Source organism: Streptomyces sp. NPDC005648, assembly GCF_040605395.1.
In the GTDB taxonomy this organism is placed as follows: Bacteria; Actinomycetota; Actinomycetes; order Streptomycetales; family Streptomycetaceae; genus Streptomyces.
On sequence record NZ_JBEXCS010000064.1, the window covers coordinates 1 to 23,192 of the forward strand.

Sequence of the window (23,192 nt, forward strand, 5' to 3'; positions counted from 1 at the left end):
GCGGCTCGGAGGGGAGCCGCCGCGGCCGGCGTGCGGGGAAATCCCGTGGACGGGCCGCCTCGCCTCCATGAGGATCTGACCCATGAGTTGGCTGCCCGAGGACTTCGTCCACCCCGTCCATGTGCCCGTACCCGGCACCGCGCTCCATCTGCGGCCGATCCGCGAGGCGGACACCCCGATCGACTATCCGGCCGTGATGGGCTCCCGGGAGCGCCTGTGGGAGATCTTCGGCCCGGCATGGGGCTGGCCGAGCGAGACGATGACGTACGAGGCGGACCGCGTCGACCTGCTGCGCCACGAGCAGGAGATCGCCGCGCACGAGTCGTTCAACTACGCGCTCCTGGACGCCGGGGAGACCGCGCTCCTCGGCTGCGTCTACATCGACCCGCCCGAACGCGCGGGCGCCGACGCGGAGATCTCCTGGTGGGTGGTGGACGACCTCGTGAACAGTGCGGCGGAAAAGGCCCTCGACGCCCTCGTCCCCCACTGGATCACCACCGACTGGCCCTTCCGCCGCCCCCGTTGCATCGGCCGGGACCTCACCTGGCGGGAGTGGCTGGCACTGCCGCCCGCCTCCTAGGTCAGCGATCCGGGCCGCCGGCTCGCTTCCTCAGCTCCCCCTTCACCACCTTCCCGCTCGCGTTCCGCGGCAGCTCCGCCACGAACTCCACCGCCCTGGGGACCTTGTAGTTCGCCATCTCCCGGCGGGACCAGGCGATCAGGTCGTCGGCCGTCAGGACCGCTCCGGGCCGCCGGACCACATAGGCCCTGCCGACCTCCCCGAGCCGCGGATCCGGTGTCCCGATCACCGCGACGTCCGCCACCTCCGGGTGCAGACCGAGGAGTTGCTCGATCTCCGCCGGGTACGCGTTGAAGCCGCCGACGATGAACATGTCCTTGATGCGGTCGGTGATCCGCAGGTTCCCCCCGCCGTCCAGCACTCCCACGTCCCCGGTCCGCAGCCAGCCGTCCTCCGTCACCACCTCCGCCGTCGCCGCCGCGTCCTCGTAGTAGCCCCGCATGACGTTGAAGCCCCGCACCAGGACCTCTCCGGGCTCGCCAGGCGCCGCCTCGACGCGGACCTCCGTGCCCGGTATCGCCCGGCCGGACGTCGAGGCGATCACCGTGGGGTCGTCGCCGCGGCGGCACATCGTGACGATGCCGCTGGCCTCCGAGAGGCCGTACGCCGTCAGGACCGTCTCCACGCCCAGCTCGCCGCGCAGCCGCTCCACCAGCCGCAGCGGCACCACCGCCGCGCCCGTCACCACCAGCCGCAGGGCGGACAGGTCATGGGCGTCCCGCGCCGGATGGTCCAGCAGGGACTGGTGGAGGGTCGGCGGGCCCGGCAGCACGGACACCCGTTCGGCGGCGATGTTGGCCAGCACCGTGTCGACACCGAACACCGACTGGGGAATCATCGTCGCGCCCCGCATGAGGCACGCCAGCACACCGGCCTTGTAACCGAAGGTGTGGAAGAAGGGGTTGACGATGAGGTAGCGGTCGCCCTGCCGCAGTCCCGCCAGATCGCACCAGATCTCGTACGCCCTGAGCGTCTGCGCATGGGTGATGACCGCCCCCTTGGAGCGCCCGGTCGTACCGGAGGTGAACACGATGTCCGAGGGCATCGAGCCGTTCAACAGGCCGACGCGCGCCGCTACTTCGGCGGCGCCCACTCCCTCCCCGCCCGCCAGGAAGTCCTTCCAGGTGAGGAAGTCGGCCGGCGCGTCGTCCGACAGCACCACCACCCGCTCCAGGCCGGGCACCCCACCCCCCTCCGCGAACGCCCGCCGCAGCGACGCCACATACGACGTCCCCAGGAAGGTCCCGGTCACGAACAGCAGCCGCGCCCCGCCGCGCCGCAGCACGTCCGCCGCCTCGCCGCCCTTGAACCGCGTGTTCAGGGGCACCAGCACCGCCCCCGCCGACACCGCGCCCAGCGCCGCGACCATCCAGTCAAGGGAGTTGGGCGCCCAGACGCCCACCCGGTCACCGATCTCGACCCCGCTCGCGATACAGGCCGCCGCCGCGCGCTCGATCCGGACGCCCAGCTCCGCGTACGTGACCCGGACCCGCCCGTCCACGACCGCCTCGGCGTCCGCGTACCGCTCCACCGCCGACCGGACCAGGCCCGGAATGGTCTGCCACTCCATGTCTCCGCGCATCGCAGCCTCCCCGAACCCAGTAGCTGACTACCCGTCAGATTAGCTGTAGCCTGACGCTCTGTCAGCTGCCCATGACTGCCCCGGCATCAAGCGGAGGTCCCCCACCATGGCCGGAATCAAGGACGCCACCGCGATCGTCGGCATAGGTCAGACACCCTTCGCCAAGAACCTCCCCGACGACGAGAGAACCCTCGCCTGCCGTGCCGTCCTCGCCGCCCTCGACGACGCCGGCATCGCCCCGAGCGAGGTCGACGCGCTCGCCTCGTACACCATGGAGGAGACGGACGAGGTGGAGCTGGCGAAGGCCGTCGGCTTCGGGGACCTCACCTTCTTCAGCAAGGTCGGCTACGGCGGCGGCGGTTCCTGCGCCACCGTCGCCCATCTCGCCGCCGCCATCGCCTCCGGCCAGGCCACCGTCGGCGTCGCCTGGCGGTCCCGGAAGCGCGGCAGCGGCCCCCGCCCGTGGACCAGCACCACGGTCCAGCTCCCCACCCCCGCCCAGTGGACCCGCCCCTTCGGCCTGCTGCGCCCGGCCGACGAGATAGCCATGCTCACCCGCCGCTACATGCACGAGTACGGCGCGACCCGCGACCACCTCTTCAACGTCGCCCTCGCCTGCCGCAACAGGGCCAACCAGAACCCCGCCGCCGTCATGTACGAACGCCCCCTCACCCGCGAGATGTACATGACCTCCCGGTGGATCAGTGAACCCCTCTGCCTCTTCGACAACTGCCTGGAGACGGACGGGGCGCTGGCCTGTGTGGTGGTCGGCGCGGAGCGGGCACGGGACTGCCGGCGAACGCCCGTCCACATCCACTCCGCCGCCCAGGGCCTGCCCGCCCAGCACCACGGCATGGTCAACTACTGGAACGACGACCCCCTCACCGGACCCGCCTGGACCGCCGCCCGGCACCTGTGGAAACACGCCGACTTCACGCCCGAGGACGTCGATGTCGCCCAGATCTACGACGCGTTCACCGCCCTCATCCCGCTCTCCCTGGAGGGCTACGGCTTCTGCGGGCGCGGGGAGGGCGGGGCGTTCACCGAGCAGGGGGCCCTGGAGATCGGCGGACGGCTGCCCGTGAACACCAGCGGCGGCGGGCTCAGCGAGGCCTATGTGCACGGCTTCAACCTCATCAACGAAGGCGTACGGCAGCTCCGCGGCACCAGCACCGCCCAGGTCCCGGACGCCGCCACCTGCCTGGTCACCGCGGGCGAAGGAGTGCCCACCTCCGCTCTCCTCCTGAGGAGCTGACATGCTGACCCCCGTCACCGACGCCGACGGCGCCCCCTTCTGGGGCTACGCTCGCCAGGGCGAACTCCGCGTCCAGGCCTGCGCCGACTGCGGCGAGCTCCGCTTCCCGCCCCGCCCCTGCTGCCCGCACTGCCAGTCCTTCGTCCACGAGTGGCGCCGTATGGAGGGGCACGGGCGGATATGGTCCTACGTCCGCCCCCACCCCCCGCTCCTGCCCGCCTACGCCGAGCAGGCCCCGTACACGGTGATCGTCGTGGAGCTCAGCGACGCGCCCCGTATCCGTCTCGTCGGCAACCTGGTCTCGCGGGCCGGCGCCCGGCTGGACTCCGTACCGCCGGGGCGGCTGCGGATCGGCGCGCGGGTGCAGGTCGTCTTCACCGGGGACGGGCTGCCGCAGTGGGTCCTGGAGCGGTCGTGACGACCGTACGGGTGCTGGCCGACAAGGACACCGGTGTCGCCGTCGTCACCCTCGACCGGCCCGGGCGGCTCAACGCCATCGACCTCACCATGCGGGACGAACTCCAGTCGGTCTGGCGGGAGTTGCGGTTCGACGACACCGTACGGGCCGTCGTACTGACCGGCGCCGGAGACCGCGCCTTCTGCACCGGCCTGGACCGGGACGCGGCGGTGCCCCAGCCCAACTCCCCCTATATGGCGGACGATCCGCTCCTGCGTGTCGGCCCCAAGTCCAACGACCTGTGGAAACCGGTGGTCGCCGCCGTGAACGGCATGGCCTGCGGGGGCGCCTTCTATCTCCTCGGCGAGTGCGACTTCCTCGTCGCCGACACCACCGCCACCTTCTTCGACCCGCACACCACCTACGGGATGGTCAGCGCCTACGAGTCCGTGCTGCTCGCCCAGCGAATGCCGTACGGCGAGGTCGCGCGCATGATGCTCATGGGCACGGCGGAACGCGTCTCGGCCCGGCGCGCCCACGAGATCGGTCTGGTCTCCGAACTCACCGAGCCCGGCGGGGCGTCGGCGGCGGCCGAGCGGTGTGCCGCCGTCATCGCCGGCGCTCCGGCCGAGGGCGTCCAGGGGACCGTGCGCGCGCTGTGGGCGGCGAAGGAGAGCGCCGTCGCCGCCGGGTTCGCCCAGGCGGCCCATCTGGTGTCGCTGGGGAACCTGCCGGACGAGCGGCAGGCCGAGTTGTTCGCGGGGCGCGGAACGTCCTTCCGCACCCGGTGACTCAGCCGGCCGCCGGAGCCAGATCCCGGACGTCGCAGTGGTCGAGATGCTTGAGGAGGGCGGCACCGGCGTCGACTCGGACCGTCTCGGTGCCGTTCGCGGGCACCTCGACCTTCGGGTGCGCGACGGACAACAGGTGACCGCCTTCGTCGTCGAAGTTCACGGTGACCTCGAAGGTGCCCGCCGTGCCGTTCGGGTTGCTGACCTCGACGGTCGTGTACGGCTGCTTCACGGTCGCACAGCTCAGCAGGACCGCCATCGCCGGCGAGGCGGAAGGGGTCGAGCCGCCGCCTCCGGTCGTCGTGGTCGTGGTCGTGTGCGACGAGGTGTCGTGGTCCTGCGACGAACTGCTGCACCCGCCACCGCTGTGATGCTTGCCGATGCCGTGATGGCGGCCCGTGGCGAAGCCCGTGAGGGACAGGACCACGAAGCCGGTGACCGCCGCGAAACGAAGAGTGCGCCCCCGTGAATGCATGCCGTCACACTAGCGAACCCCTGTCACGGGCATGCCACCGCGTGGCGACCGCCCCGCACCCGGCGTACCGTCTGGGAGGACGGCCGCCGTCCACACCCCTCCGTGACATCGGTACGACGGCCGTCACCGGCACACTCAGGCGGTCCGGGCGGTTCCCGTCCCCTTCTCCGCGTCCAGCGCGTACACACAGCGGTCCTTGCTGCACGCGTACACGACGCCGTCCTTGACCACGGGTGACCCGGTGATCTCGCCGCCGGTCGCCAGCTTCCAGCGCAGCCGGCCGTCGTCGGCCTTCAGGGTGTAGAGCAGATGGTCGGTCGAGCCGAAGTGGATACGGCCCTCCGCGACGGCCGGGGCGCCCACGATGTCGCCGCCCGACTGAAACCGCCACTTGGGCGTGCCCGTGACCGCGTCCAGGGTGTAGAGCCCCTTGCCGCTGCCCACGTGGACATGGCCCGCGGCCACCAGCACCGGGTCGATCGAGGACCGGGACTCGGTGGCGATGCGCCAGCGGTCGCGGCCGTCGGCGGCGTCCAGGGCGTAGACCGTGCCGAGGTAGTCGGCGAGGTAGATGCCGCCGCCCGTGACCGCCGGGCCCGGCGCGAAGGCCGGCGGCGAGAGGAAGACCGCCGGGGCCTCGAAGTGCCACTTCACATGGCCGCTCGCGATGTCCAGGGCCAGCACCCTGGTGCCCGCCGACACATACACATAGCCGTCCGGCGCGTGGGTCACCCGGACCGGGACGCCACCGCAGGAGGCCGCGTCGCCGATCGGGTACGACCAGCGCTCCTCGGCCGTACGGGCGTCCAGGGCGCGCAGCCGGGCGTCCTGCCAGACGTAGACCGTGCCGTCGTGGACGGCGGGGCCGGCCTCGGGGGACTCGAAGTCGGTCTGCGCGCCGGTCAGCTCCCACAGCTTCTGGCCGTTGGAGGCCTCCCAGGCCTGGACACCGCCGCCGCGGGTGCCGGTGACGACCGTGCCCCGGTCGGCGTGCAGGGAGTACACCCAGGCGTCCGTCTGCAGCCGCCACAGGTCGGCGCCCTCACGGGCCTCCAGGGCGAACAGGGTGGGGCCGTCGGAGGCGTGGATACGGCCGTCCGCGACCGCCATCGACCAGGCGACGTCCCGGGTCTTGAAGCGCCGGCGGCCGGTCCCGACGTCCAGGGCGTGCACCTCGAAGGAGGTCACATAGACCAGGTCACCGGCGACGGAGGGGGTACCCCAGACGTCGTTCGACATCCGGAAGCGCCAGGGCCGCCAGCCCGCCGCCGTCTCCGGGGGCGCGGGCGGGGACGGCACGACGGCGCCCACGGCGGGGTCGGCGCCGTTGACACCGGGGCGGGGCTTGGCCCAGGAGGCGGCCAGGGCGGCCTCCGGCGGGGGTGCCTTGACGGCGGCGGCGCGGACGTCGGCGACGCGCGGGCCCGGGCCGATCGGCACCTGGGCGCCGGCCAGCCGGACCGGACCGGTGTCGGGGGCGCCGACGGGGACGGGCGCCGGGATCACCGGGTCGTGCGAGGGCGGGGGCGGCAGCTGCGGCTGGGCCGGGCGGCCGCCGGTGCTGCGGCCGGGGCCGCCCTGCGCGGGCCGGTTGGCGGGGCGGCCGCCGCGTCCGCGGTCCTCGATGAGGGTGACCGCCTTGTCGGGCAGCCAGGCCGACGCCGTACCGCTGTCGTCGGTGCCGGAGCCGAACAGATGGGGTGCCAGCTGGGCCTGGAGGTCGGCCGGGTTGGGGCGGGCGGTGGCCTCCATCTGCATGCAGGACTCGATCAGCGGGCGCAGCTCGTTCGGGAGCCCTTCGAGGTCGGGGCCCTCGCGAAGCAGCATGAAGACCGTCTCGACCGGGTTGGCGCCGTGGAAGGGCGGATGTCCGGTGGCGGCGAAGACGAGCATGGAGCCGAGCGAGAAGACATCGCTCGCGCCGGTGACGGACCGCGAGTCCTTCGCCTGTTCCGGCGACATGTAGGCGGGGGTGCCGACGGCCACGTTCGTCATGGTCAGACGTGTGTTCGAGACACCCGAGGCGATACCGAAGTCGATCACCCGGGGGCCGTCCTCGACCACCAGCACGTTCGACGGCTTGAGGTCGCGGTGGACCAGGCCGGCGCCGTGGATGGACTGGAGGGCCTCGGCCACGCCCGCCGCGAGCCAGCGCACGGCCTGGGCCGGGAGGGGCCCGCACTCGTTCACTATCTCCTCGAGCGAGGGCGCGGGAACGTAGGCGGTGGCCAGCCACGGCACGGCCGCGCGCGGGTCGGCGTCGACCACGGCCGCCGTGTAGAAGCCGGAGACCGCCCGGGCCGCCTCCACCTCGCGCGTGAAGCGCACACGGAAGAGCTGGTCCTCGGCGAGCTCCGTGCGGACCGTCTTGATCGCCACGCGCCGGCCGGACGCCGAGCGCGCGAGATAGACCAGCCCCATGCCACCGGCACCCAGCCGTCCCAGCACCTCGAACGGCCCGATGCGCCGCGGATCGTGCTGCGTCAGCTGATCGACCACTTGCCTGCCACCTCCCCGTACGGGCCCCGTCCACATACATATGTACGCGACCCCGTGCAGCGTCTCACCACCGCACCGCCATGGCGGCACGCACCCCGATTCTTCCTGGCCCCGGCACTGGTTGCGAACTCAGGATCAAATCGGGGTGTCTCATCCCAAAACGGTAGGTTTCCCGGCCCGGGATCAGTGCTCCGCCCGCTCCAGTACGGCGAACGACGCTCCTTGATTGTCGGTGACGACCGCCACCTTTCCGTACGACGTCTCGAATGGTGGCGCCTGGACCCGGCCACCGAGCCTGCTCACCGTCCCCAGGACGGCCTCACAGTCCTGGACCGCGAAGTGGACGACGAAGTGGGGCGGCATTTCGGCCGGAAACACCTCCGACACCGCCGCCCGGCCGAAGTCCGGCTCGGCGTCCGGCCCGAACAGGGCGTCGTGGAAGAGCTCGCCGTAGAAGGTGTTGGCGGCCTCGGTGTCCCTGGCGTACAGCTCGGCCCAGACGAAGGTGCCGAACTCGTGCCGCTTGCCGAAGCCGGGGTGGGTGCCCGGCTCCCAGAGGCCGAAGACGGCGCCCTCGGGGTCGGTGACCAGGGCGGTCGTGCCCAGATCGCCCACCGGCAGGGGCGCGGTGACGACCTGCCCGCCCGCCGCCCAGACCCGGTCGGCGAGCGACTCCACGTCCGGCGTCGCGAAGTACACCGTCCAGACGGTGGGCATACGCCCGTCCGCCTTGCGCGCGAGCGCGGCGACCGGCTCCCCGTGGTGCAGCGCCCAGACGGAGCCGCCGTACGGCTGCTCCCGGAAGGTCCACCCGAAGAGCTCACCGTAGAACCGCTTCCCCGCCTCTACGTCGGGAAGCTGCGCGTCCACCCAGCAGGGGACGCCCTCTCCGTATGCGGATGCCCTGTTTTCGGCCATACCGCCAAACTAACGGCGCCTTGCGCACCCCGCAGGACCAGGCACACCCGCCTCCATACACCCATGCACCCCATTTGCAGTCGGCCGAATCGCGCTCCGATCACCCCTCGGTAAGCTGACGGCATGACAGGACAAGTGCGTACCGTCGACGGCCGCGTGGCCGGCCGGCGTGGGCAGGCGACCCGGCAGAAGCTGCTCGACTGCCTCAGCGAGATGCTCAGCTCCTCCCCTTACCGGGACGTCAAAGTCATCGATGTCGCCCGGAAGGCGGGGACTTCACCCGCGACCTTCTACCAGTACTTCCCGGACGTCGAGGGCGCCGTCCTGGAGATCGCCGAGCAAATGGCCACCGAGGGCGGGCAGTTGACCGAACTGCTCGAAGGCCGCTCATGGGTCGGCAAGGCGGGCTGGCAGACCGCGCAGGAACTCGTGGACGGATTCCTGGAGTTCTGGCGCAAGAACGACGCGATCCTCAGGGTCGTCGACCTCGGTGCGGCCGAGGGCGACAAACGGTTCTACAAGATCCGTATGAAGATCCTGAACTCCGTGAACAACTCCCTCGCGGACTCGGTCGCCGAACTGCAGTCCAAGGGCAAGGTCGACAAGGACGTGAACCCGGCCGCCGTCGCCGGTTCACTGGTCGCGATGCTCGCGGCCGTCGCCTCGCACCAGAAGGGCTTCCAGACCTGGGGTGTCAAACAGGCCGAACTCAAGCCCAACCTGGCGCTGTTGGTGCACCTGGGCGTGACCGGAAAGAAACCGACCAAGTAGGACCAGCACCTTTCAGGCTCCCCGTCCTGTCTGGCAGGCGGTGGCTCACCCAGGTGGGCCACCGCCTGCTGTGTTACCGCCGTACCGCGCTGAACGGCCGACGGCCGCGTTCCGTACATATAGGGGAATACCTCGCGAAAGGAGAGGCGATCATGAACCTCCTGAAGCACTCGGCCGTCGCCGTGGCCTCGGTCGCCCTGGCCACCGGGGGCGCGGGCGTCGCCTTCGCGGGCCAGCCCGGCCAGTCCTGCGAGGACACCCCCCACCAGCCCGGGAACTCCGTCAGCGCCCCCGGCTCCGCCTTCAACCCCGACGGTATCGCCGGTACCCGTTACGCGGGGTCACCGGGCACCCCCTCCCTGAACTCGGGCAACACCCACGCGGTCTCCCAGTACGACGTGGCCTGCACCACCAACCAGTCCGACTGACACCGCGGCCGTTCATCTCCGTACGATCCTGAACAGCCGTATTTCCCGCTCCACCCGAGCCTGATATGTGGCGTAGGGCGGCCAGAAAGCGAGTGCCGTCCTCCACACCGCCGCCCGTTCCTCGCCCTCCAGCAGGAAGGCGCGGACGGGAACGTCCTCGCCCCTCCAGCTGACCTCGGCCTCGGGGTGGGCGAGGAGGTTGTGCGTCCAGTTGGGGTGGCCCGTGCGGCCGAAGTTGGAGCCGATCAGGATCCAGCTCCGGCCGCCGTCCTCGGGCATGCACGCGAGCGGCGTCCGGCGCGGCTGCCCGCTGCGCGCGCCCGTGGACGTCAGGATCACTCCGGGCAGCATCTGCGCGCTGAGCAGCACCTTCCCCCGCGTCAGCCGGTGCACGGCGCGATCCAGCGCCGGAATGACATGCGGGGCCACCTTCGCGAAGCCCCGCGTGGACGAGACCCTCTGCACCACACGTTCGCCGATCACACCGACACCTCCCGGCCCTCGAAGAGTCGCGCCGCCGCGGCCGCGTGCGCCCGCAGCCGGTGGACCGGCCCGAAGAGCAGCTCGTCGCCGGAGGCGCGCTTGAAGGAAAGATGGGCCTCGTGCTCCCAGGTGAAACCGATACCGCCGTGGAGCTGTATCCCCTCGGCGGCGGCGGAGCGCAGCGCTTCGAGCGCCTGCGCGAGAGCCAGCCCGCCCACCCTCTCCTCGTGCGCGCACGCCCAGGCCGCGTAGTACGCCGCCGAGCGCGCCGCCTGCACCTGCACATACACATCCGCCAGCCGGTGCTTGACCGCCTGGAACGATCCGATCGCCCGCCCGAACTGCTCCCGCTGCTTCACATACTCGACGGTCCGCTCCAACGCCCGGTCGGCGGCTCCGACGGCCTCGCACGCGAGGAAGGCGGCGGCCTGATCCCCGACGGCGGCGAGGGCACCGAGGACATCCGTCTCGCCGTTCCCGTCCGCCCCATCCGCCCCGGATTCCCCGTCCTGTCCATCCGCCCCGAGCAACTCCGCTTCCACGTCACGGAGTTGGACGCGCGCCTGCGGCCGGGTCGCGTCGAGCGCCGTCTGCCGTACGCGCACCACCCCCTCGGCGTCCCCCGCCACGAGGAACAGCAGCGTCCGCGACCGGGCGAACCCCCCGGCGTGCGCGGCCACCACCAGCACCCCCGCGCTGTGTCCGTCGAGCACCTGTTCGGCCTGGCCGTACAGCCGCCACCCCTGCCCCACCCGTCTCGCCTGCACTCCCCCCGCCCGGCCGCCGCCCGCCCACTCCCCGCCGTTCTCCCCGGTCAGGGCGAGGGCGGTGGCGAGCGCGGCGCCCGGGACGGCGAGGGCGGCGGTGAGGGAGCCGGCGGCGAGACGGGGCAGCAGGGCGGCGCGCTGGGCCTCGGTGCCGAGGGCCAGGATCAGGGGGCCGGCGAGGACGGCGGTGGCGAGCAGGGGCGTCGGCGCCAGCGCCCGCCCCATCTCCTCGGCCGCCAGGGCGAGTTCGGTGAACGAGCAGTCCACGCCCCCGTACCGCTCGGGAAGGGCGAGTCCGGGCAGCCCCAACTGGTCGGCGAGAAGGGTCCACAGCGCCGGGTCGCAGCCGTCCGGGGTGTCGACGGCGGCCCGCAGCTCCTTCGCCCCGCAGCGCTTGCGGAGCAGTTCGCGCAGGGTGCGCCGGATCTCGTCCTGTTCGGCGGTGAAGCTCGCGTCCATGGCTCTTCCCTCCGGATCTGACGGCCCGTCATATTAGGGGGGCCGGAACGAGATGCCCAGGGGCAGGAGACCTCTCATGACGCGCGGGAACCGCAAAGTCGCCGTGGTCGGCGTCGCCCTGTCCGACTGCGGGCGGGTGGACGACGCGACCCCGTACACGCTGCACGCCCAGGCGGCCCGCCGTGCCCTCGCCGACGCGGGCCTGGAACGCCGCCATGTCGACGGCTTCGCCTCGGCGGGCCTGGGCACCCTGCCGCCCGTCGAGGTGGCCGAGTACCTGGGCCTGCGCCCCACCTGGGTCGACTCCACGGCGGTCGGCGGCTCGACCTGGGAGGTCATGGCGGCGCACGCGACGGACGCGATCGCCGCCGGGCACGCCGACGCCGTACTGCTGGTCTACGGCTCCACGGCCCGCGCCGACATCAAGGCGGGCCGCCGTACGGGCGATCTGTCCTTCGGGGCGCGCGGGCCGCTCCAGTTCGAGGTCCCCTACGGTCACACCCTCATCGCCAAGTACGCGATGGCCGCCCGCCGCCACATGATCGAACACGGCACCACCGTCGAGCAGTTGGCTCAGGTGGCGGTACAGGCGAGGGCGAACGCCGCCCTGAACCCGGACGCGATGTTCCGCGCCCCGGTCACCGTCGACGACGTCCTGTCCGGCCCGATGATCGCCGACCCCTTCACCAAGCTGCACTGCTGCATCCGCTCCGACGGCGGGGCGGCGGTACTGCTGGCGGCCGAGGAGTACGTACGGGACTGCCGTACCGCCCCCGTGTGGGTGCTGGGCACCGGGGAGCACGTCTCGCACGCGGCGATGTCGGAGTGGGAGGACTTCACGGTGTCCCCGGCGGCGGTCAGCGGCCGGCTGGCGTTCGAGCGGGCGGGGGTGGGGGCGGCGGAGATGGACTTCGCGCAGCTCTACGACGCCTTCACGTACATGACCCTGGTGACCCTGGAGGACCTGGGCTTCTGCGCGAAGGGCGAGGGCGGGGCGTTCGTGGAGAAGGGGCGGCTCAGGGTCGAGGGCGGGGAGCTGCCGGTCAACACGGACGGGGGCGGGCTGTCGGCCCAACACCCCGGGATGCGCGGGCTGTTCCTGCTCGTGGAGGCGGTACGGCAGCTGCGGGGCGAGGCGGGGGCGCGCCAGGTGCACGCGCGGGACGGGGCGCTGCCGCGACTGGGCGTGGCCTCCGGGACAGGCGGCTGGTTCTGCTCCTCGGGCACGGTGGTCCTGGGCCGGGACTGACCCGGGCTCCCAAGCCGGAACCTGGGGCGCCGGGTCAGCTCACGCTCGTGAGGAGCTGTCCGACGGGGTGGCGCCCGTCGTAGGCGTAGACGTGGATCCGTGCCGTGGTGCCCTCCTTCACCGGGACGAGGGAGAAGTCGACGATCCGGCCGGAGCGGTCCTCGGCCACCTTCAGGAGCCGCACGGACGACACCGGGGTCACGACGACCGTACGGCCGTGGGAGCAGTCGTCGGAGAGGGAGACGATGTGGGGCGGGAGCGGGGTCGGGGACCGGGTGAGGCGGGCGGGGAGGTGGGACCAGCCGTCGGCGGGGGCGGGCGGCATGCCCCGCGTGGACCGGCTCAGGGTGTCCGCGCCGATGCCCATGGCACCGCTCCAGAAGGTGACTCCGCAGCGTTTGAAGGGGGGCGCGGCGTGCACGATCTCGGGGTTCCCGCAGCCGGAGCAGCCGATGACGACGGGGAGGAGACAGGCGGCGAACAGGGAGACCCTCGTACGGACGCTGATGTGGACGCTCATATGAAGGGGACGGAGGAGCGGGGGGATTCGTTCGCCGCCGCCGGGTGATACTCGGCGCATGAGCCACGAGCACCAGGACCATGAAGACGCCCAGGACCGGGACCTGCACGGGCTGCTGCGATCACTGCGGGTCTGGGACCCGGAGGTCACCACGCTTCCGCCCTTCGATCCGGCGTCGGCCCCCGACGCCCCGCTCCCCCTCTTCACCACCTGGTTCGCGGAGGCGGTCGCGGCCGGACAGGCCGAGCCGCACACGATGTCCCTGGCCACCTCGGACGACGCCGGCCTGCCGGACGTACGGATCGTGATGCTGCACGGCGCGGACGAGGACGGGTGGGCCTTCGCGACCCACTCCGGGAGCCGCAAGGGACGGCAGCTGGCGAGCCGTCCGTACGCCGCCCTCGGCTTCTACTGGCCGGCGCTGGGCCGCCAGGTCCGCCTGCGCGGCCCGGTGACGGCCGCCCCCGCCGCCGAGTCGCAGGGCGATCTGCACGCCCGCTCCACCGGCGCCCTGGCCGCCGCGCTCACCGGCCGCCAGAGCGAAGTGCTGGGCTCGGCCGAGGAGTTGGCGCGGGCCTCCCAGGAGGCCTGGGAGCGGGCGCGCCGCGAGCCGGACGCGCCCGTACCGAGCTGGACCCTGTACCGACTGCGGCCGGACGAGGCGGAGTTCTTCCAGGGTGACGAGCGACGACGGCACGTACGGCTCAACTACTGGCGGGAGGACGGGGGATGGGTGAGGGAGCTGCTCTGGCCGTGAGGCGCCCCGAGAGGCGGCACGGATTCAGGGGAGCCGGGGCTCCGGGTCGGTCGTCAGGCGGCCGTGCAGATGCATGTCCCGGAACGTGTCGTACCGTCCCGCCTCGAACATCGCGCCGCGCAGGGTCCCCTCGTAGCGGAAACCGCATCGCTCGGCTATCCGGCAGGACGCCTCGTGTCCGACCGCGTGGTCGAGTTCGAGCCGGTGCAGCCCCAGTTCGTTCAGGGCCCAGCGGGACGCCACGGCCAGGGCGTGGGTGGCGACGCCCCGCCCGCGGGCCTCGGGCAGCACCCAGTAGCCGACGCGGGCGTTGCTCAGCACCGGGTTGATGAGGTTGACGCCGATGTGGCCGAGGGCCGTGCCGGTCTCGGCGTCGGTCACGCAGTACGAGGCCGAGGAGCCCTCCACGGCGCTCACCACCTTGGCGCGCAGCGACTCACGGGCCGACTCCAGGTCGGTGACCGGGTGGAGCGGGGTGTTCCAGCGCCGGAAGTCCGGGTCGGTGAGGCCGCGCAGCCAGGTCCGCAGATCGGCCTCGGAGCCCGAGTCCCACAGCCGCAGCCGGAGGCCGTGGCCGTGCAGTACGGGGAAGGGGGACACCATGCGGCGCGTGTGGAGGGAGGCCATCGCTCCATTCAAGCCCGTTCCGATGGGCCGTGCGGCGCCTTTGCGGCGGGGAGGGCTGCCTCCCCCGGCCGGAACACCGGCGTGCCGTCCCGGAACGTCACCTCCAGCTCCATCCCGGCCCGCAGCCCGCCCGGCTCGCACCCCACGACCTCGGTCATCATCCGCGGCCCCTCCGCCAGATCGACCACGGCGGCGACGTACGGCGTCCGCTGCCCGAAGGGCGGCAGGTCGTTGCGGTGCACCACGGACCAGGTGTAGAGCGCGGCCCGTCCGCTCGCCGGCTCCCAGGTCACGTACTCGCTCCAGCAGTACGGGCAGAACTCCCGCGGATAGTGGTGCGCCCGTCCGCAGGCGCCGCAGCGGCGGATCAGCAGCCGGCCCTCGGCGGCGGCGTCCCAGTAGGTACGCGTGAAGGCGTCGGCCTCGGGCACGTCGAAGCGCGCGGTCATCCGAACCACCCGACCGCCGCGTCCACCGACCACACCTGCCACGACATCCCGAACAGCCCGACCACCGACATCAGGGCCATCATCGAGTTCTGCCCCTGCTCGGCGACCTCGTGGATCATGAGCGTGAAGTAGAGGACGTTGAGGAGCAGCCCGCCGACCAGCGCGACGGGCGTCAGGAACCCGGCGATCAGCCCGAGCCCGGTCGCCAGCTCCGCGTAGACCACGATGTACGCCATCGTCCGCGGCCGGGGCGCCACCATCACCTCGAAGCCGGAGCGCACGGCGTGCCAGCGGTGCTTCGCCGCGATGCCGGCCGCCCACTGGATGCCGGTGCCGCGTTCGAACCAGGCCTTGCGGTCCTTGTGCCGCCAGCTCTCCAGCCACCACAGGCCGAGGCCTATACGCAGGACGGCCAGCCATTCCGCGCCACTGAGCCAGATCGAGTCCATGAATCTGACGGTACGTCAGATGGACGTATCCCGGAAGCCGCCCGTGCGTCCGCCGTGAAGCTGTGGGGTCGCCACGAAGGGGCGACAGATTGTTGGCGATTTTGTCCGCACTCCCGCTGGATTCACAGACGCAAGCCGAGCCACAAGAAGTAACCCGGCGGTCGCGTCACCCCCAGTACGCTCTGGCTGGGGGTGACGCACAGGTGAGGGAACTGCAGTTGGTCGTCGCGGCGACCAGCGACCGCTTCGACGCCGACGACGACAGATGGCTTTCCCAGGTACGGCTGCTCCACCAGGACCTCAGCCGGGAAGGGCCGTTGACGGTCCGGACGGCGGGCGGCGGCCTCGCCGGCGCGAAGGGCGCCGGGCCGCAGGAGGTGGCCGTGGTGGTCGCCTCGGGCGCCGTCAGCGGGATCGTGGCGATCATCACGACCTGGCTCAGACTGGGCAGGGACCGCTCCATCCACGTCTCCTGGGACGACCCGGACGGAAGCCGGCGCACGTTCACCGTGGACGCCACCAACGTCGACAACGCCACGCTCCGGTCCGCGATCGAGCACGGCCTGGGCACGGCGGGCGGAGACGGCGACCCGGGTGACTGAGCAGGGCGTCTCCTACCGCGCCCTCCTCATGGGCAACGCCGACTTCCCCGACGAGCCGGGCCTACGCCCGCTGCTGGGCCCGGCGAACGACCTGCGGGCCCTGCACGACGCGCTGACCGACCCCGAGGTGGGCCTGCCCTGGGACGTGACCGTGCTGGCGGAGAGGACGTCCCAGGAGGTCAAGGAGGAGCTGGACGACTTCTTCCAGCGGGCCACGCGGCGCGACCAGTTGCTGGTCTACTACAGCGGACACGGCCTGCTCGACGCGCAGAACCGGCTCCATCTGTGCACCCGCGACACCACCGTCGAACGGCTGCGCACCCGCGCGGTACGGCACTCGGACATCACCGAGCCGATGAACGACTGCGCCGCGCCCGCGATCATCGTCGTCCTGGACTGCTGCTTCAGCGGCTGGGCCACCGCCGCCAAGGGAACCGACGCCGCGGCCCTGTTCGCCGGCCGCGGCCGGTTCGTCATGACCAGCTGCGGCCGCCTGGAGACGGCGGCCGACGCCCCGTCCCCGGACCGCCCCAGCCCCTTCACCGCCGAGCTGGTCACCGGCCTGCGGCACGGGGTGACGGGCGGGGACGGGGACTTCACGGTGGAGGACGCCTACCGCTACGTCGACGCCCGCCTCCGGGGCTCGGGCCAGCGCCCGGAGATGAAGGCGGACGGGCGGGTGGGGCAGGTGGCGCTGGCGCGGAGGCCGAAGCGGCCGGGGCCGGACGCCGTGCGGGAGACCGGGGAGCCGGACACACGGCCGTCCTTCACCGACGCCCACGGTGAGACCGTACGACCGCGTGTCGAGACCCATTTCTCGGGCGTGCTGCACGTCCTGCTCGACAAGCCCGAGGGCACCTTCAGCGTGTACGGACCGGATCTGACCGGGGCGGCGCCCGGCACCCCGCTGGAAGGCTGGTGGTTCACACCCGGGCTGCTCCGCCGACGGAGGCGGCGGCTGACCGGGGCCGCGACTGCCGACGGCGGCGTCCTGTTCACCCTGCCGGACGACGCGGGAACGTTCTCGTGGCCGGCAGGGCAGCTGGCGGATCTCAATGCGTCCTGGGCCGAAGGGCGCTGGCCGTCCTCCCCGCGGCCCACCCAGCCGGACGCGACCCACACCGTTCTCGCCGCCCGGGATCCGGTCTACGCGCAGGGGCCCGGCGACATCCGCGCGGGCCTGGTGTGTCTGGCGCTCGGCGCCATCACCGGGACGGTCTATCTGTCGTTCTTCCGCTCGGGCACGCACAACCTGGCCGGGGCGGCGGCAGTCGTCGGTCTGCTCACGGTCGCCGGTTCGTGTCTGTGGTTCCTGCCGGCCATCACGTCCGTCGCCTGGAACTCCTCCAGACTGCGCCGGTTCGTGCGGCTCCCGCCGCTCCCCGCCACTCCGATGCTGATGCGAGGCCGGATCGACCCCGGACGTCTGGTCGTCGGCAACCACGGAGCCGCGCGGATTCCGTCCTCGGCCGAGGTCATCGTCTGGTCGGAGGACTTCCGCCTCAAACTATCCGCGGAGCGCTACAGACAGGCCATCGCCGGCGGGGCTCCGCCGTTCGGCTCCGCGGAGCCCCTGGCGGTGAAGGTGATCGGCCTTCCCGCACCGGGCCAGTGGATCGCCGTACAGACCCCGCACGGAGTGCTGTGGCCGGACGGCCGGGCCGAGGCCTGCTCACCCCGCGAACTCGCCGAGGCGCTCGGCGCACCCGACCCCACCTGACCCCCACAACCAGGTGGCCTACGCCACAAGCCCCACCCACTCCTCCTACACCCGTGATCAATCCGGAACCAATTCCCCTCTTGACCGAGACCCAACAAACCGGCATGTCATTACGCTCGCGAACATGGCCGACTCCGCACCGCCCCCGACCCCCTCGCCGGGCCTCCCCGTCTACGTCGTGGGCGGCGGCCCCGCCGGGCTCTCCGTCGCGTACGCGCTGCGGGCCCGGGGCATACGGGCCGTCGTACTGGAGAAGTCCGACGCGGTGGGCGCGTCCTGGCGGCGCCACTACGACCGCCTCCACCTGCACACCACCCGCCGTCTCTCCGCCCTCCCCGGCCTGCCGATGCCCCGCCGCTTCGGCCGCTGGGTGGCCCGCGACGACGTGGTGCGGTACCTGGAGAAGTACGCCGAGGTGCACGAGCTGGAGATCGTCACCGGCGTGGAGGTCGACCGCGTCGAGCGCACCCCCGACGGCACCGCCTGGCTGCTGCACGCCACCGGCGGACGGGAACTCACCGGCGCCGCCGTGGTCGTCGCCACCGGCTACAACCACACCCCGTACGTCCCCGACTGGCCCGGCCTGGACGGCTACACCGGCGACTTCACCCACGCCTGCGACTACCGCGCCCCGGCCCCCTACGCCGGCCGGGACGTCCTGGTCGTCGGCGTCGGCAACACCGGCGCCGAGATCGCCGTGGACCTGGTGGAGGGCGGCGCCTCCCGGGTGCGGCTCGCCGTCCGCACCGCCCCGCACATCGTCCGCCGCTCGACGGCCGGCTGGGCCGCCCAGTACACGGGCGTGCTCGTACGACGGCTGCCGGCCGCGGTGGTGGACCGGCTGGCCCGGCCGATGGCGAGGCTGAGCGTGCCCGACCTGTCCGCACAGGGCCTGCCCCGCCCGGACACCGGCCTGTACACCCGCGCCAAGCAGGGCGCGATCCCGGTCCAGGACGTCGGTCTCATCGACGCCGTGCGCAAGGGCCGGATCGAGGTCGTGGCCGCCGTCGAGGGGTTCGAGGCCGGCAAGGTGGTGCTCGCCGACGGCACCCGGATCTCCCCGGAGGCGGTCGTGGCCGCGACCGGATACGTCCGCGCGCTGGAGGGCCTGGTCGGCGGCCTCGACGTGCTCGACGCGCGGGGCGGACCGGTCGCCCACGGCTCCCGCACCCCGAAGGACACCCCCGGGCTGCACTTCACCGGCTTCACCACTCCCATCAGCGGCACTCTGCGCGAGGTGGCGATGGACGCCGAGAAGATCGCGAAGGCCGTGGTGAAGCAGGGCGGGAACGCGCTGTCCCGGCTGCCCGGATGACGTAGAAAGTCACAACTCCCTTCCCTACGACTCCCGTTGCTCATGTGCCAGATGTGGCGGGAGCGTTGAAGTGTGCCCCCACGCGGGGCCAGAATCTGAACACTGCTCACTTTCTGGCTCCACATTCTCTCCACACGGAGGACGCACGTGGCACGCGAAAGACAGCACCACCCCCGCCCGGTCAACGGTCTCTCCCGGCGCTCGCTCCTCGGCGGCGCGGCCGCGGCGGCGGGCGCGGTCACCCTCACCGGCACCGCGGCGGGCACCGCCTCGGCGGCCTCCACCCGGGACGTGGACGTGGCGATCGTCGGCGGCGGGATCGCCGGACTGACCGCGGCCCGCGACCTGGTGGCCGGCGGCAGGACCGTGGCCGTCCTGGAGGCCCGCGACCGGGTCGGCGGCCGGGTCGTCAACCTCTCCCTGGCCAACGGCGGTTTCACCGAGGGCGGCGGCGAGTTCATCGGCCCCACCCAGGACCGCATCAAGGCGCTCGCCGACTCGCTCGGCGTGGCCACCTTCACGACCTACAACACCGGCAAGAACCTCCTCTACAAGGACGGCACCCGCACCCCGTACGCCACCGACGGCCTCCTCGGCGCGGTCCCGCCGATCGACGCGGCCGGGCTCGCCAACGCGGCGATCGTGCAGGCCGAGTTGGACGACATGGCCAAGACGGTGCCGGTCGACGCGCCCTGGACGGCGGCCAAGGCCGCCGAGTGGGACAAGCAGACCTTCGAGAGCTGGCTGAACGCCAACGCGGTGATCCCGTCCGCCAAGTTCCTCCTCGACCTGGCCTGTACGTCGATCTTCTCGGCGCAGCCCCGCGAACTCTCCCTGCTCTACGTCCTCTTCTACATCGCCGCGGCCGGCAACGAGTCCAACGTCGGCACCCTGGAACGCCTCACCGACACCGCGAACGGCGCCCAGGAGTCCCGCTTCGTCGGCGGCTCCCAGCAGGTGCCGATCAAGCTGGCGGCCACCCTCGGCGACCGTGTGGTGCTGAGCGCGCCGGTGCGCTCCATCGCCCTCTCCGGCGGGAAGTACGTCGTCACGGCGGACGGCGTCACGGTCACGGCCAAGCGCGTGGTGGTCGCCGTACCCCGCCCGCTCGCCACCCGTATCGCCTTCGACCCCCTGCTCCCCGCCGAGCAGGACCAGCTGGCCCAGCGTCTGCCGATGGGCTCGATCGGCAAGGCGATCGCCGTCTACGACACCCCCTTCTGGCGCGCCGACGGGCTCAACGGCCAGGCCGTCAGCGACTCCGGCGTGGTCCGCTCCACCTTCGACAACTCCCCGCCGGACGCCTCCTACGGCGCCCTGATGGGCTTCATCGAGGCCGACGAGATACGGGCCTACGACGCGGCGAGCGTCGACGACGTCAAGGCGGCCGTCCTCAAGGACTACGTCAACTACTTCGGCGCCAAGGCCAATTCGCCCTCCTCCTTCGTCCTCCAGCGCTGGGACAACGAGGGCTTCTCCCGCGGCGGCCCGGTCGCCTACGCCCCACCCGGCGTCCTCACCGAGTACGGCGCCGCCCTGCGCAAGCCGGTCGGCGGCATCCACTGGGCCGGCACCGAGACCTCCACGTACTGGACCGGCTACATGGACGGGGCGGTGCGGTCGGGGGAGCGGGTGGCGAAGGAGGTGCTGGCCGACCTCTGATCCGGTCGCCCCGGGGTGCCGGTGGCCGCTGTTCCGGAGGCCTCCGTTCCGGTCGCTCCTGTTGCCGGTTCACCAAGTTTGTGTGCACGGCGGTTCCTGACACTGTGTCAGTTCGCTTAATCTGACACAACGTCAGTTAATTGTGCTGTCACACAGGAGCGGGCGGACCGATGCTTGGATCAACCCACGGCACCCTCACCACCGACTCCCGCCGGGCCCGGGTCATCGCCTGCGGTGAACAACCCGGGCCCGCCGTTCACGGCCGGCCGGCCGAGGTCGACGATCTCGATGTCAGCGGCCGGCCGTTGTATGCCGACGTCCCCGATCTGGACCGGTTCTTCCGGCCCGAGTCCGTCGCCGTGATCGGCGCCTCGGACACCGAGGGGCGGCCGAACACCGGTATCACCCGGCAACTGGTCGCCTGGGCCGAACGGGTCGGGGCACGGCTGCACCCCGTGCACCCCACCCGCCCGTCCGTCTTCGGCATACGCTGCTTCCCCTCCGTCGCCGACCTGCCCGAGCAGATCGACCTCGCCGTCCTGCTGCTCGCCGACCCTCTCCCGGTGATCGAGCGACTCGCCGAGGCCAAGGTGAAGTTCGCGGTCGTCTTCGCCTCCGGGTTCGCGGAGACCGGCGAGGAGGGCGCCGCCGCGCAGGAGCGTCTCGCCGCAGCGGTGGCCCGCTCCGGCATCCGTCTGCTCGGCCCGAACACCAACCTGAACGCCTTCGAGCGGTTCCGGGACGACCTCGAAGGGCCCGCGATCGCGCTCATCACCCAGTCCGGCCACCAGGGCCGCCCCGTCTTCGCCCTCCAGGAGCTCGGGATCCGCCTCTCCCACTGGGCGCCCACCGGCAACGAGGCCGACCTGGAGACCGCCGACTTCCTCTCCTACTTCGCCGAGCGGCCCGAGGTCGGCGCCATCGCCTGCTATGTGGAGGGCCTGAAGGACGGCCGCTCCTTCCTGCTGGCCGCCGACCGCGCCGCCCGCCGCAAGGTGCCGGTCGTCGCCGTGAAGGTCGGCCGCACCGAGACCGGCGCCCGCACCGCCGCCTCCCACACCGGCAAGCTGACCGGAGCGGACACGGTGGTGGACGCGGCACTGCGGCAGTTCGGGGTGATCCGGGTCGACGGGCTCGACGAACTCCAGGACACCGCGACCCTGCTGGCCCGCGCCAGGCCACCCCTCGCCGACGGCGTCGTCGTCTACTCGATCTCCGGCGGCACGGGCGCGCACTTCGCCGACCTCGCGACCGAGGCGGGCCTGCGGCTTCCGACCCTCTCGGGGGCCAAGCAGGCCGAGCTGCACCAGTGGATCCCGGAGTACCTGAACGTCGCCAACCCGGTCGACAACGGCGGCCATCCGGTCGGCGACCACCGCGGCCGGAAGATCATCGACGCCATCCTCGACGACCCGTCGGTGGGCGTGCTCATCTGCCCCATCACCGGCCCCTTCCCGCCCCTCAGCGACAAACTCGTCCAGGACCTGGTGGACGCGGCCGAGCGGACGGACAAGCTGGTCTGCGTGGTCTGGGGCTCCCCGGTCGGCACCGAACCCGCCTACCGCGACGTCCTGTTGGGCTCCTCCCGCATCGCGACCTTCCGCACGGTCGCCAACTGCATCACCGCCGTCCGCGCCTACCTCGACCACCACCGCTTCGTCGCCCACTACCGCTCCCCCTTCGACGAGGCCCCGCGCACCACCTCGCCCTCCTTCCGCAAGGCGCAGGCCCTGATGCGCCCGGGCCAGCAGCTGAGCGAGCACGCGGCCAAGCAACTGCTGCGGGCATACGGCATCCGGGTCCCGCGCGAGCAGCTGGTCACCAGCGCGGCAGCCGCCGTACGGGCGGCCGGGCTGGTCGGCTACCCGGTGGTGATGAAGGCCTCCGGCGCGCAGATCGCCCACAAGACCGAACTGGGCCTGGTGAAGATGGAGTTGACCTCCGCCAGCCAAGTCCGCGACGCCTACCGCGAGTTGACGGACATCGCCCGCTACGAGGGCGTCTCGCTCGACGGTGTGCTGGTCTGCCAGATGGTCGAGCGGGGCGTCGAGATGGTCGTCGGCGTCACCCACGACGACCTCTTCGGTCCGACGGTGACGGTGGGGCTCGGCGGGGTGCTGGTCGAGGTCCTGCACGACGTCGCCGTACGCGTGCCGCCCTTCGGCGAGGAGACGGCCCGGGACATGCTCGACGACCTACGCGGACGGGCCCTGCTCGACGGGGTCAGGGGGCGGCCACCGGCCGACCTCGAGGCCCTGGTCGAAGTCGTGCTCCGGGTGGAGCGGATGGCGCTGGAACTCGGGGACGTGCTGGCGGAGCTGGACATCAACCCGCTGATGGTGCTGCCCAGGGGACAGGGCGCGGTGGCACTGGACGCGTTGGCGGTGTGCCGATGAGCGAGGGGCCGAGGGCTGAAGGGCCGAGGACTGAGGGGCCG

General features: G+C 72.2%; 23 protein-coding genes. 13 read left to right on the plus strand and 10 right to left on the minus strand.

The annotated features are described in order from the left end of the window. The first annotated feature begins 82 nt into the window (after positions 1-82). On the plus strand, positions 83-580 hold the full coding sequence (locus ABZT17_RS30345; RefSeq protein WP_356353389.1) for a GNAT family N-acetyltransferase: 498 nt from the start codon (positions 83-85) through the stop codon (positions 578-580). A gap of 1 nt (position 581) precedes the next feature. Here the strand turns inward: ABZT17_RS30345 and ABZT17_RS30350 are convergent, their stop codons facing one another. Then, positions 582-2,162 carry a FadD3 family acyl-CoA ligase gene (locus tag ABZT17_RS30350; protein WP_356353391.1) on the minus strand — a complete coding sequence of 527 codons (1,581 nt, stop codon included), beginning with the start codon at positions 2,160-2,162 and terminating at the stop codon, positions 582-584. A 106-nt stretch (positions 2,163-2,268) separates the two neighbouring features. Between ABZT17_RS30350 and ABZT17_RS30355 the strand changes: the two genes are divergently transcribed. From ABZT17_RS30355 to ABZT17_RS30365, 3 genes are read left to right on the plus strand one after another with little or no spacing between them, the layout of a single operon-like run. Then, positions 2,269-3,417 carry a lipid-transfer protein gene (locus tag ABZT17_RS30355; protein ID WP_356353393.1) on the plus strand — a complete coding sequence of 383 codons (1,149 nt, stop codon included), beginning with the start codon at positions 2,269-2,271 and terminating at the stop codon, positions 3,415-3,417. Between the two features lies 1 nt (position 3,418). Further along, positions 3,419-3,835: an OB-fold domain-containing protein gene (locus ABZT17_RS30360; RefSeq protein ID WP_356353394.1), complete on the plus strand. Its 417-nt coding sequence runs from the start codon at positions 3,419-3,421 to the stop codon at positions 3,833-3,835. Beyond that, a complete protein-coding gene (locus ABZT17_RS30365) occupies positions 3,832-4,605 on the plus strand; it encodes an enoyl-CoA hydratase/isomerase family protein (protein WP_356353395.1) in 774 nt (257 codons plus the stop codon). The genes ABZT17_RS30360 and ABZT17_RS30365 overlap by 4 nt, the downstream gene beginning before the upstream one ends. A 1-nt stretch (position 4,606) precedes the next feature. Here ABZT17_RS30365 and ABZT17_RS30370 read toward each other — a convergent pair whose 3' ends face one another. From ABZT17_RS30370 to ABZT17_RS30380, 3 genes are all read right to left on the minus strand, one after another. Next, positions 4,607-5,080 (minus strand): hypothetical protein, encoded by a 474-nt coding sequence (locus tag ABZT17_RS30370; RefSeq protein WP_356353396.1) that lies wholly within the window; start codon positions 5,078-5,080, stop codon positions 4,607-4,609. A 135-nt stretch (positions 5,081-5,215) separates the two neighbouring features. Next, on the minus strand, positions 5,216-7,579 hold the full coding sequence (locus ABZT17_RS30375) for a serine/threonine-protein kinase (protein WP_356353398.1): 2,364 nt from the start codon (positions 7,577-7,579) through the stop codon (positions 5,216-5,218). A 183-nt stretch (positions 7,580-7,762) separates the two neighbouring features. Further along, positions 7,763-8,497, minus strand: coding sequence for a VOC family protein (locus tag ABZT17_RS30380; protein WP_356353400.1), 735 nt, complete (start codon positions 8,495-8,497; stop codon positions 7,763-7,765). 135 nt (positions 8,498-8,632) lie between these two features. Here ABZT17_RS30380 and ABZT17_RS30385 point away from each other — a divergent pair, with 135 nt between their 5' ends. Both ABZT17_RS30385 and ABZT17_RS30390 read left to right on the plus strand, forming a co-directional pair. Then, the gene (locus tag ABZT17_RS30385; protein ID WP_356353471.1) at positions 8,633-9,268 is read left to right on the plus strand and encodes a TetR family transcriptional regulator; all 636 of its coding nucleotides are present in this window, start codon (positions 8,633-8,635) and stop codon (positions 9,266-9,268) included. A 152-nt stretch (positions 9,269-9,420) separates the two neighbouring features. Beyond that, on the plus strand, positions 9,421-9,696 hold the full coding sequence (locus ABZT17_RS30390) for a hypothetical protein (RefSeq protein WP_356353402.1): 276 nt from the start codon (positions 9,421-9,423) through the stop codon (positions 9,694-9,696). Positions 9,697-9,708: 12 nt separating this feature from the next. Here the strand turns inward: ABZT17_RS30390 and ABZT17_RS30395 are convergent, their stop codons facing one another. Then, positions 9,709-10,179, minus strand: a complete 471-nt coding sequence (locus ABZT17_RS30395) for a nitroreductase family deazaflavin-dependent oxidoreductase (protein ID WP_356353404.1) — start codon at positions 10,177-10,179, stop codon at positions 9,709-9,711. Next, positions 10,176-11,405, minus strand: coding sequence for an acyl-CoA dehydrogenase family protein (locus tag ABZT17_RS30400; protein ID WP_356353405.1), 1,230 nt, complete (start codon positions 11,403-11,405; stop codon positions 10,176-10,178). Before ABZT17_RS30400 ends, ABZT17_RS30395 begins: the two co-directional genes overlap by 4 nt. Before the next feature lie 76 nt (positions 11,406-11,481). Between ABZT17_RS30400 and ABZT17_RS30405 the strand changes: the two genes are divergently transcribed. Beyond that, positions 11,482-12,654: an acetyl-CoA acetyltransferase gene (locus tag ABZT17_RS30405; RefSeq protein ID WP_356353407.1), complete on the plus strand. Its 1,173-nt coding sequence runs from the start codon at positions 11,482-11,484 to the stop codon at positions 12,652-12,654. A 34-nt stretch (positions 12,655-12,688) separates the two neighbouring features. Here the strand turns inward: ABZT17_RS30405 and ABZT17_RS30410 are convergent, their stop codons facing one another. Next, entirely contained in the window at positions 12,689-13,174 is a 486-nt protein-coding gene (locus ABZT17_RS30410) for a hypothetical protein (protein ID WP_356353408.1), read from the minus strand. Positions 13,175-13,232: 58 nt separating this feature from the next. Here ABZT17_RS30410 and ABZT17_RS30415 point away from each other — a divergent pair, with 58 nt between their 5' ends. Then, positions 13,233-13,931, plus strand: coding sequence for a pyridoxal 5'-phosphate synthase (locus ABZT17_RS30415; protein ID WP_356353410.1), 699 nt, complete (start codon positions 13,233-13,235; stop codon positions 13,929-13,931). 24 nt (positions 13,932-13,955) lie between these two features. Here the strand turns inward: ABZT17_RS30415 and ABZT17_RS30420 are convergent, their stop codons facing one another. From ABZT17_RS30420 to ABZT17_RS30430, 3 genes are read right to left on the minus strand one after another with little or no spacing between them, the layout of a single operon-like run. After that, a complete protein-coding gene (locus ABZT17_RS30420; RefSeq protein ID WP_356353412.1) occupies positions 13,956-14,558 on the minus strand; it encodes a GNAT family N-acetyltransferase in 603 nt (200 codons plus the stop codon). Between the two features lie 8 nt (positions 14,559-14,566). Next, positions 14,567-15,007 carry a Zn-ribbon domain-containing OB-fold protein gene (locus ABZT17_RS30425; RefSeq protein ID WP_356353414.1) on the minus strand — a complete coding sequence of 147 codons (441 nt, stop codon included), beginning with the start codon at positions 15,005-15,007 and terminating at the stop codon, positions 14,567-14,569. Beyond that, positions 15,004-15,456 carry a DoxX family protein gene (locus ABZT17_RS30430; protein ID WP_356353415.1) on the minus strand — a complete coding sequence of 151 codons (453 nt, stop codon included), beginning with the start codon at positions 15,454-15,456 and terminating at the stop codon, positions 15,004-15,006. The genes ABZT17_RS30425 and ABZT17_RS30430 overlap by 4 nt, the downstream gene beginning before the upstream one ends. Before the next feature lie 203 nt (positions 15,457-15,659). Between ABZT17_RS30430 and ABZT17_RS30435 the strand changes: the two genes are divergently transcribed. The 5 genes from ABZT17_RS30435 to ABZT17_RS30455 all read left to right on the plus strand — a co-directional run bounded on the left by ABZT17_RS30435 (position 15,660) and on the right by ABZT17_RS30455 (position 23,151). Then, entirely contained in the window at positions 15,660-16,058 is a 399-nt protein-coding gene (locus ABZT17_RS30435; protein ID WP_356353417.1) for a hypothetical protein, read from the plus strand. Then, entirely contained in the window at positions 16,051-17,778 is a 1,728-nt protein-coding gene (locus tag ABZT17_RS30440) for a caspase family protein (protein ID WP_356353419.1), read from the plus strand. The genes ABZT17_RS30435 and ABZT17_RS30440 overlap by 8 nt, the downstream gene beginning before the upstream one ends. 124 nt (positions 17,779-17,902) lie before the next feature. Further along, complete coding sequence (locus ABZT17_RS30445) at positions 17,903-19,093, plus strand: NAD(P)/FAD-dependent oxidoreductase (protein ID WP_356353421.1); 1,191 nt, start codon at positions 17,903-17,905, stop codon at positions 19,091-19,093. 147 nt (positions 19,094-19,240) lie between these two features. Continuing rightward, positions 19,241-20,755: an FAD-dependent oxidoreductase gene (locus tag ABZT17_RS30450; protein ID WP_356353423.1), complete on the plus strand. Its 1,515-nt coding sequence runs from the start codon at positions 19,241-19,243 to the stop codon at positions 20,753-20,755. A 170-nt stretch (positions 20,756-20,925) separates the two neighbouring features. Beyond that, positions 20,926-23,151 carry an acetate--CoA ligase family protein gene (locus ABZT17_RS30455; protein WP_356353425.1) on the plus strand — a complete coding sequence of 742 codons (2,226 nt, stop codon included), beginning with the start codon at positions 20,926-20,928 and terminating at the stop codon, positions 23,149-23,151. The last annotated feature ends 41 nt before the right edge of the window (positions 23,152-23,192 follow it).

Bases quoted from the DNA above. Each gene is read 5' to 3' on its own strand.
- ABZT17_RS30390 (WP_356353402.1), top strand. From the start codon at position 9,421: ATGAACCTCCTGAAGCACTCGGCCGTCGCCGTGGCCTCGGTCGCCCTG.
- ABZT17_RS30445 (WP_356353421.1), top strand. From the start codon at position 17,903: ATGGCCGACTCCGCACCGCCCCCGACCCCCTCGCCGGGCCTCCCCGTC.
- ABZT17_RS30350 (WP_356353391.1), bottom strand. From the start codon at position 2,162: ATGCGCGGAGACATGGAGTGGCAGACCATTCCGGGCCTGGTCCGGTCG.
- ABZT17_RS30405 (WP_356353407.1), top strand. From the start codon at position 11,482: ATGACGCGCGGGAACCGCAAAGTCGCCGTGGTCGGCGTCGCCCTGTCC.
- ABZT17_RS30400 (WP_356353405.1), bottom strand. From the start codon at position 11,405: ATGGACGCGAGCTTCACCGCCGAACAGGACGAGATCCGGCGCACCCTG.
- ABZT17_RS30455 (WP_356353425.1), top strand. From the start codon at position 20,926: ATGCTTGGATCAACCCACGGCACCCTCACCACCGACTCCCGCCGGGCC.
- ABZT17_RS30415 (WP_356353410.1), top strand. From the start codon at position 13,233: ATGAGCCACGAGCACCAGGACCATGAAGACGCCCAGGACCGGGACCTG.
- ABZT17_RS30425 (WP_356353414.1), bottom strand. From the start codon at position 15,007: ATGACCGCGCGCTTCGACGTGCCCGAGGCCGACGCCTTCACGCGTACC.
- ABZT17_RS30360 (WP_356353394.1), top strand. From the start codon at position 3,419: ATGCTGACCCCCGTCACCGACGCCGACGGCGCCCCCTTCTGGGGCTAC.
- ABZT17_RS30355 (WP_356353393.1), top strand. From the start codon at position 2,269: ATGGCCGGAATCAAGGACGCCACCGCGATCGTCGGCATAGGTCAGACA.
- ABZT17_RS30410 (WP_356353408.1), bottom strand. From the start codon at position 13,174: ATGAGCGTCCACATCAGCGTCCGTACGAGGGTCTCCCTGTTCGCCGCC.
- ABZT17_RS30430 (WP_356353415.1), bottom strand. From the start codon at position 15,456: ATGGACTCGATCTGGCTCAGTGGCGCGGAATGGCTGGCCGTCCTGCGT.
- ABZT17_RS30420 (WP_356353412.1), bottom strand. From the start codon at position 14,558: ATGGCCTCCCTCCACACGCGCCGCATGGTGTCCCCCTTCCCCGTACTG.
- ABZT17_RS30380 (WP_356353400.1), bottom strand. From the start codon at position 8,497: ATGGCCGAAAACAGGGCATCCGCATACGGAGAGGGCGTCCCCTGCTGG.
- ABZT17_RS30370 (WP_356353396.1), bottom strand. From the start codon at position 5,080: ATGCATTCACGGGGGCGCACTCTTCGTTTCGCGGCGGTCACCGGCTTC.
- ABZT17_RS30345 (WP_356353389.1), top strand. From the start codon at position 83: ATGAGTTGGCTGCCCGAGGACTTCGTCCACCCCGTCCATGTGCCCGTA.